The following is an 822-nucleotide window of genomic DNA, read 5'->3' on the forward strand; positions in this document are numbered from 1 at the left end:
AACCAAAGAGCAGGTCATAGGAACGATTTCAGGCATCTTTGATGCGATCCAACAAGCTACTCGTAGTGAAGAGCAAGCTCTGCAAAAACAGCACCAACAGCATAGAAGATTTAGAAGTAGCTCTATAAATAAATCCAAAGACCAAGGTCATGATTTTTCTCGTTAACCAACTAATTGCCTTAAGGCAATTCAAACCAACTTAAAGTTGGTTATCTATAGCTTTTAAAGAAATTGCATTTCCTTGTAGTAATGTGCCCTATCTGTACTGGGATTCTCATGTTTTTCTTACCAAATACTTTTAAGGATACTGCCCTTCGACTTGGATATATTAATTCTTGTGGAGGTGATAGTAATGGAAAACAAATATTCTAACACGACAGCTTCTGGCACAGATGTTCAACACGTGAAGCAAAAAAACGCTCAAGCATCTTCTGGTAAATACGGTACAGAATTTGCTAGTGAGACTGACGTGCAGCACGTAAAACGTCAAAATGCTCAAGCTAACAAAAACAAAAATTAATGTTAAAAGGGTTCTTTCATATTCGTTGAAAGAACCCTTTGTTGTATCCAACTCCTTTTTACTCTGTATTAGACTATACTCTCCAAACTAAACTACATCAGATATGTAAATAAGGCATTTTTATGTTGTACAAACGATAAAAAAAGTATAAAGCTAGCTAAAATACTTTTACTTTAGCAGCATAAATAAGCTGCATACTAGCTTCTATTTTTGGGCAATATAATCGAGAAACATTGTAAAACTCCACTTTGTACCTAAACGTATAAATGGGAACCTCTCTCTTCTAAGAAGAGAGAGGTTCC

1 pseudogene is annotated in these 822 nt (G+C 35.4%); it reads left to right on the forward strand.

Annotated elements, in window-relative coordinates:
- Window positions 1-352: 352 nt before the first annotated feature.
- Window positions 353-517 (forward strand): annotated as a pseudogene (locus WKH56_RS35035) (gamma-type small acid-soluble spore protein); the annotation flags it as partial.
- Window positions 518-822: the final 305 nt, after the last annotated feature.

The organism is Priestia sp. SB1 (assembly GCF_038898415.1).